A 6795-nucleotide genomic window follows, 5' to 3' on the forward strand; every position below is an offset into this window, starting at 1 on the left:
ATATGTCCGCAGACGACCCCTCAACGGTAGCAGCCATGGCAACGATACGGCTTGACGACACACCCGGCGCAAAGCGCCTTTCGGACAGCGCGCGGGCGGCGCTCGGCGATCCCGATTCGATCGTGCCGACCGAGTTCTGGCGGATGCTCGACGACGGGCGAGTGCAATGCGAGATGTGCCCGCGCTACTGCAAGCTGAAGGAGGGTGCTCGGGGGCTCTGCTTCGTTCGGGCGCGGCTCGACGACCAGATCGTCTTGACGACCTACGGGCGCTCGTCGGGCTTCTGCGTCGATCCGGTGGAGAAAAAGCCGCTCAACCATTTCCTGCCGGGCTCGGCGATCCTGTCGCTCGGCACCGCCGGCTGCAGCCTTGCCTGCAATTTCTGCCAGAACCACGACATTTCGCGCAGCCGCGAGATGGACATCCTGCAGGACAAGGCCTCGCCGGAGATGGTGGCGCGTGCCGCCGCCGATCTCGGCTGCCGGTCGGTCGCCTTCACCTACAACGACCCGACCATCTTCCATGAATATGCCGCCGACATTGCGGACGCCTGCCACGAGCGCGGCATCCGGACCGTGGCGGTCACTGCCGGCTATCTCACCGACTGGTCGCGGCCGGCCTTCTTTGCCGGCATCGATGCGGCCAATGTCGATCTCAAGGGGTTCACCGAGGAGTTCTACAAGAGCGTGACGAAGGCGGCGCTCGGGCCGGTGCTCGACACGCTCGTCTACCTGAAGACAGAGACCGATGTCTGGGTCGAGGTCACCACTCTGCTGATCCCCGGCCTCAACGACACGGACCGGGAGATCGAGGAGATGACGACCTGGTTCGTGGAACACCTTGGGCCCGACACGCCGCTGCATTTTTCCGCCTTCCGGCCCGACTACCGGATGCGCGACCGGCCGCCGACCCGGCACGACCGGCTGATCCGCGCCCATGGCATCGCCAAGCGGAACGGCATCCGCCACGTCTATCTCGGCAATGTGCTGGACGGCGCACGGCAGTCGACGTACTGCCACGGTTGCGGCGAGGAGGTCATCGGGCGGACCGGCTACACCATCGGCCGCTGGCATCTCGACGATGCCGGCCATTGCCTTTCCTGCGGCACGAAGCTTTCGGGCATCTTCGACGGTCCGGTCGGCCATTGGGGCGCGCGACGGCGGCACGTCGATCTTTCGGCCTACGCGGAGTAGTCAGGCCCTTTTGGCAAATGCCAGCGCCGTTGCCGCGCCGAGCAGCATGGAGCCGGTGGTGCGGTTGATGGCTCGCGCGCGCCGCGGCGTGATGTCGAAGCGCCGGACCGTGGCGCCGACCGCCGCGTAGCCGCAGGCGGCCGTGAATTCCGTTGCCAGATAGACCAGTCCCAGAATCAGGAACTGCGCGGCAAAGGACCCGTTCGCGGGATCGACGAATTGCGGGATGAAGGCGGTGAAGAGGAGCGCCGCCTTCGGGTTCATGATGGCGACAAGGAACTCGCGCCGGGCAAGGCCGAGCGCCGTTGCTTGTCCGGCATCGGCCTCGATGTGGAGCTCACGCGAGCGGAACGTCCTGATGCCCAGATAGACGAGATAGGCAACGCCCGCCCATTTGATGACCGTGAAGGCGGTCTCCGAGGCGGCCAACACGGCGCCGAGACCGATAGCGACCGCAATAATCATCAACAGAAAGGCGGCGAGCCGGCCGGCAAGGCTCATGGCCGTCACCGCAAAGCCGGCCCTTATGCCGTGGGTGAGGGAAAGCAGGTTGTTGGCGCCGGGCGAGGCGGCGACCAGCAGCGCGGCGGGCACGAAGAACGCCAGTTGCTCGGCAGTGACCATGGGATGCGGGTCCTCCGTCGTCGGGATCGGACCCGGCGCCCAGGACCGGCGATCGTCCGGTCAGTAGGCGCGGGCGATGCAGAACGAGATGACGTCGAGCAGGGCCGACTTGTGCTCGTTGTCGGCGAGGGGGGCCAGCGCGTCGCGGGCGACGGCGCCGTAGTGCCGTGCGCGCTCCACGGTGTCCTCGATGGCGTTGTGCTTGCGCAGCAGCGCGATCGCCTCCTGCAGTTCCGCGTCCTCGTTCTCGCCGCGCTCCATGCAGCGGGTCCAGAAGGCGCGGTCGGCATCGGAGCCGCGGCGATAGGACAGCACCACCGGCAGGGTGATCTTGCCCTCGCGGAAGTCGTCGCCGACATTCTTGCCGAGCGCGCTGGCGCTGCCGCCATAGTCGAGCGCGTCGTCGATGAGCTGGAAGGCAAGGCCGAGATTGATGCCGTAGGAGCGCAGCGCCGCCTGCTCGGCGCGGTCGGCGCCGGAAATCACCGGGCCGACCTCGGCGGCGGCGGAAAACAGCGCCGCGGTCTTTGCCTTGATGACGGCGAGGTACTCGTCCTCGGTGGTCTCCATGTTCTTGGCGGCGGAAAGCTGCAGCACCTCGCCCTCGGCGATGATGGAGGCGGCATCGGAGAGGATGCGCAGCGCCTCGAGCGAGCCGACGTCGACCATCATCCGGAACGCCTGGCCGAGCAGGAAGTCACCGACCAGCACGCTCGCCTGGTTGCCCCAGAGCATGCGCGCCGCCTTCTTGCCGCGGCGCATGTCGCTCTCGTCGACGACGTCGTCGTGCAGCAGCGTCGCCGTGTGCATGAATTCGACGCTGGTCGCCAGCTTGACGTGGCCGACGCCCTCGTAGCCGAACATCTGGGCCGAGGCGAGCGTCAGCATCGGGCGCAGGCGCTTGCCGCCGGAGGCGATCAGGTGGTTGGCGATCTCCGGGATCATCTCCACATGGGAGGCGGCCTTGGACAGGATCAGCTCGTTGACCCGGCCCATATCCTCGGTGGTAAGCGCGAGCAGCGCCGAAAGATCCGGTTCGGCCGGTTTTTTGTCGTCAAAAGATAAAACGATGCCCACGCCTTGAAACTCCATCGGTCCCTGTTCGCAAGGGAGGATAGGAAGGGGAGAGGCGGTCGGCAAGTCAACACCTTTCGGTCGCGTTTTCGCCGCACGCGTTCTGATTGTTCGGCAAATGTTGCTTTGTCGCCTATGATGGCGCCGGCCGGGGACTGCACGGAACGAGCGAAAGGCGACGATGGAAGAGCTCCTGAAGACCAACGATCCGGTGACCCTCTCCTTTGCCACGTCGCTGCTGGAAGAGGCGGGAATCGGGCATCTGGTGGTCGACCAGCACATGAGCATCGTGGAAGGCTCGCTCGGCATCATCCCGCGGCGCCTGCTCGTGGAACGCGATGCGCTGACGCAGGCAAGGGCGCTTTGCGTCGATGCCGGCATCGGCCACGAGCTGACGCCGGAACAGAAGGGCTTGTGACGATTTGCGGCAAGACGGCGAGGCGGTGGCGATGAGCGCGGCTTCGGAGGCATCGGATCCGGTCCTGCCGGAAGGGGCGACGCGCGACGCGTTCCTCGGCGGGGCGGTCACCGCGCTGCAGCCGGGGCGCGGCCGGCACCGCTCCGGGCTCGATGCGGTGATGCTCGCGGCGACGCTCTCAGCCGACACGGACGGGACAGTGGTCGATCTCGGCGCCGGCAGCGGGGTCGCCGGCTTCTGCGTCGCCGCGCGGGCGCCGGCGGCACGGGTGGTGCTGGTCGATAATGATCCCGTTGCCTCGGATCTGGCGCGGCGGGCGCTGGCGCTCGCCGACAATATGGCATTTGCCGGCCGGGTCAGCGTGGTGGAGACGGACATCGTCGGGCCGGAAAAGGTGCGGGTGGCGGCGGGGCTCACCCGCGCGATGGCCGATACCGTCATCATGAACCCGCCGTTCCGCGAGGAGGGCCGGGTGCGCGCCTCGCCGAATGCGGCGCGGGCCGCCGCCCATGTGCTGTCCGATGAGGACCTCGATCGCTGGATGCGGACCGCGGTGACGCTGCTTGTGCCCGGCGGCGGGCTCTCGGTCGTCTGGCCGGCGGAGCGGCTGGCGGCGCTTCTCGGCGCGTTGTCGGGGCGCTTCGGCGGCATCGCCGTCCTGCCGCTTCACCCCTATGCCGACACGCCGGCGCTCAGGGTGCTCGTCACAGCCAGGAAGGGCAGCCGGGCGCCGTTCCGCCTGCTGCAGGGCAGGGTCCTGCACGAGGCGGACGGCGATTTCTGCGCCTGGGCGAAGGCGGTGCTGCGCGACGGCGCCGGCCTCGACATGGCGCGCGGCTGAGGCGTCCGGTCAGGCGGTCTTCGTGTTCTCCAACGCGTCCGCAATGGCGCGCTCATAGGCGACAAGCGGCGGCTTGACGCCATGGGCAAAGAGCACGCGCCTGAGCCCGTGGTCGGTCCCGGTGATGATCACCCGCACATGGCGCCGCTCGGCCTTTTCGGCCATGCCGCGGATGGTCTCCGCCGCCGTTGAGTCGAGGAACGGCACGGCGGCAAAGTCGACGATCAGCACCCGGTGGGTGTCGGCGATGCGGTCGAGCACCGAGCCGATCGAGGCCGCCGCACCGAAGAAGAAGGCGCCGGATATCCGGAACACGACGACCTCCGGGTCCGAGGGGGCCGCGCCGCCGCGGCCGCCGACCGGGTCGGCCTCGTCCTCGGCGACGAAGGGCGTATCGGTCTCGATGGCCGTTGTCTTCGACATGCGGTGGATGAAGAGCACCGAGCCGAGGGCAAAGCCGACGACGATGGCCTCCGTCAGGTCGCGGAAGATGGTCAACAGGAACGTCGTCAACAGCACCGCGGCGTCGCCGCGGGACGCGGTCATCAGCGTGCGGATCGCCTGCTTCTCGATCATGTTCCAGGCGACGATGGCCAGCACGCCGGCAAGGCTGGCGAGCGGAATGTAGCTGGCGAGCGGCGCGGCGACGAGGATGAAGGTCAGGAGGAAGCCGGAATGCAGCATGCCGGCGATCGGCGTTGCCGCGCCGGCGCGCACATTGGTGGCCGTTCGGGCGATGGTGCCGGTGACGCAGACGCCGCCGAAGATGCCGGATGCGACATTGGCGACGCCCTGCGCCACCAGTTCGCAGTTGGAGCGGTGGCGCCGGCCGGTCATGCCGTCGGCAACGACGGCCGAGAGTAAGGATTCGATGGAGCCGAGCAGCGTGAAGGCGAAGGCGCTCGGCAGGACGGCGATGACCTTGTCCATCGTCACCGCGGGCAGCGAGGGGATCGGCGGATGGCTCGGGATGCCGCCGAAGCGGCTGCCGATGGTGGCGACGTCGAGGTCGAGGAGGGCGGTGACGGCCGCCGCACCGGCAACGGCGAGCAGGAGGCCCGGCCAGTGCGGCCTGATGTGCTTCAGGACCGAGATGCCGACGATGGTGGCAAGGGCAAGGAAGACGGTTGCCGGATCGAGGGACGGCAGGCTCTCCCAGAGCACCGGCAGCTTGTCGAGCAGCGGGCCGGGTTCCGGACGGGCAAGCGTCAGGCCGAGGAGGTCCTTGATCTGGCTGGAAAAGATGATGACGGCGATGCCGGCGGTGAAGCCGACTGTGACCGGATAGGGCACGAACTTGATGTAGGTGCCGAGGCGCAGGAAGCCGATGGCGACGAGCATCAGGCCGGAGAGGATGGTGGCGATCAGCAAGCCGTCCATGCCGTGGGTCTGGACGGTGGTTGCGACGAGCACGATGAAGGCGCCGGCCGGACCGCCGATCTGGAACCGGCTGCCGCCGAGGAGCGAGACGAAGAAGCCGCCGACGATCGCCGTATAGAGCCCCTGCGCCGGGCTGGCGCCGGAGGCGATGGCGATCGCCATCGACAGCGGCAGGGCGACGATGGCGACGGTCAGCCCGGCGACGGCGTCGGCCTTCAGGCGGGCAAGGCCATAGCCTTCCTTCAGGGCCGTGATGAGTTTCGGGGTGAACAGCTCCTGGAAGCTCGGGCCGGCAGGGGTCGCGCGGGTGATGTCTGCGTTGCTCACGACTGTCCCTCCCGCGGTGCGGGTTCCTTCAGGCGCACGCCGCGGCCGCCGGACGGGCTTTCCGCGCCGTCGCCGATCAATTCGATGCCGGAAGCCTCCAGCGCCTCCACCACCTTGACCAGAGTGTCGACGACGCCCCGGACATGGCCGTTCGAGGCTTCCATGCGCTGGATGGTGGGAAGGGAGACGCCGGCGCGGGCGGCGAGCGTCTTCTGGTCGATGCCGAGAAGGGCGCGCGCGGCGCGCATCTGTGCGGCGGTTATCATTTTCAGGTGCTCACGGGAAAAATTTTATAATGCCCATATATCAAATAAGAATTGATGTTTCAAACATGAATATTAGTCAATTTTGAGTGATAGGTGGCGGTCGACACTGCATCATCGTCGGTGCCTGTTGTCCGGGGCGCCCAACCGCAAGCTTGCTCACGATGCTCGAGTTCCCGTCGCCTCACCCTCTCCCGTCACCCCGGGCGGAGCGAAGCGGAGACCCGGGGCCCAATGCCCGCCGCGACACGGTAGCCCGGTGCGGGTCCTGATCCGGAGTCCGCCAAGGCATCGTTCTACGAACCGACGGCATACCGTGTCGCGGCGGGCATTAGGCCCCGGCTCGGGGTGTATGTCCCGGGGAGATGGCTTACAGCGTTCGGGGAGATGGTTGACAGTTTTGGCATGGATAGGCGGAGGAGGCCGACATGCCATGGCGGGAGATGTCGATCATGGATCAACGACTGGAATTTGTGCTTTTGGCGCGGTTGCCCGGGGCGAATGTGAGCGAGTTGTGCCGCCGCATCGGGATCAGCCGGCAGACCGGCTACAAATGGCTGCGGCGCGCTGGCGATGAGGGACAGGATCTTCGCGCGGCGATGCGGGATCGTTCGCGGCGCCCGCATGTCAGCCCCGGCCGGACATCGGCGGCACAGGAGCAACGCGTCCTGGCGG

At 67.5% G+C, this 6795-nt stretch carries 8 protein-coding genes; 4 read left to right on the forward strand and 4 right to left on the reverse strand.

Going from position 1 to position 6795, the window contains the following annotated elements; all coding sequences use genetic code 11:
• Positions 1 to 35: 35 nt before the first annotated feature.
• On the forward strand, positions 36 to 1193 hold the full coding sequence (gene amrS / locus M2319_RS02860; RefSeq protein ID WP_264599911.1) for an AmmeMemoRadiSam system radical SAM enzyme: 1158 nt from the start codon (positions 36 to 38) through the stop codon (positions 1191 to 1193).
• Here amrS and M2319_RS02865 read toward each other — a convergent pair whose 3' ends face one another.
• Together M2319_RS02865 and M2319_RS02870 are read right to left on the reverse strand one after the other, a co-directional pair.
• Positions 1194 to 1817 (reverse strand): LysE family translocator, encoded by a 624-nt coding sequence (locus M2319_RS02865; protein ID WP_264599912.1) that lies wholly within the window; start codon positions 1815 to 1817, stop codon positions 1194 to 1196. It lies immediately after the preceding gene.
• A gap of 60 nt (positions 1818 to 1877) precedes the next feature.
• Entirely contained in the window at positions 1878 to 2894 is a 1017-nt protein-coding gene (locus M2319_RS02870) for a polyprenyl synthetase family protein (RefSeq protein WP_264599913.1), read from the reverse strand.
• Between the two features lie 178 nt (positions 2895 to 3072).
• Between M2319_RS02870 and M2319_RS02875 the strand changes: the two genes are divergently transcribed.
• Both M2319_RS02875 and M2319_RS02880 read left to right on the forward strand, forming a co-directional pair.
• A complete protein-coding gene (locus M2319_RS02875) occupies positions 3073 to 3309 on the forward strand; it encodes a putative signal transducing protein (protein WP_264599914.1) in 237 nt (78 codons plus the stop codon).
• 31 nt (positions 3310 to 3340) lie between these two features.
• Positions 3341 to 4150 carry a tRNA1(Val) (adenine(37)-N6)-methyltransferase gene (locus M2319_RS02880; protein ID WP_264599915.1) on the forward strand — a complete coding sequence of 270 codons (810 nt, stop codon included), beginning with the start codon at positions 3341 to 3343 and terminating at the stop codon, positions 4148 to 4150.
• A 9-nt stretch (positions 4151 to 4159) separates the two neighbouring features.
• Here M2319_RS02880 and M2319_RS02885 read toward each other — a convergent pair whose 3' ends face one another.
• Entirely contained in the window at positions 4160 to 5857 is a 1698-nt protein-coding gene (locus tag M2319_RS02885; RefSeq protein WP_264599916.1) for a SulP family inorganic anion transporter, read from the reverse strand.
• Positions 5854 to 6123, reverse strand: a complete 270-nt coding sequence (locus M2319_RS02890) for a helix-turn-helix domain-containing protein (protein ID WP_264599917.1) — start codon at positions 6121 to 6123, stop codon at positions 5854 to 5856. The genes M2319_RS02885 and M2319_RS02890 overlap by 4 nt, the downstream gene beginning before the upstream one ends.
• Before the next feature lie 425 nt (positions 6124 to 6548).
• Here M2319_RS02890 and M2319_RS02895 point away from each other — a divergent pair.
• On the forward strand, positions 6549 to 6795 hold a 247-nt coding region (locus M2319_RS02895; RefSeq protein ID WP_264599918.1), incomplete at its 3' end, for a helix-turn-helix domain-containing protein.

This window comes from Rhodobium gokarnense, assembly GCF_025961475.1.
GTDB classification, from domain to species: Bacteria; Pseudomonadota; Alphaproteobacteria; order Rhizobiales; family Rhodobiaceae; genus Rhodobium; species Rhodobium gokarnense.

Excerpts from the sequence above, each read along its gene's own strand:
- amrS (WP_264599911.1), top strand. The coding sequence starts at position 36 with ATGGCAACGATACGGCTTGACGACACACCCGGCGCAAAGCGCCTTTCG.
- M2319_RS02865 (WP_264599912.1), bottom strand. The coding sequence starts at position 1,817 with ATGGTCACTGCCGAGCAACTGGCGTTCTTCGTGCCCGCCGCGCTGCTG.
- M2319_RS02875 (WP_264599914.1), top strand. The coding sequence starts at position 3,073 with ATGGAAGAGCTCCTGAAGACCAACGATCCGGTGACCCTCTCCTTTGCC.
- M2319_RS02880 (WP_264599915.1), top strand. The coding sequence starts at position 3,341 with ATGAGCGCGGCTTCGGAGGCATCGGATCCGGTCCTGCCGGAAGGGGCG.
- M2319_RS02890 (WP_264599917.1), bottom strand. The coding sequence starts at position 6,123 with ATGATAACCGCCGCACAGATGCGCGCCGCGCGCGCCCTTCTCGGCATC.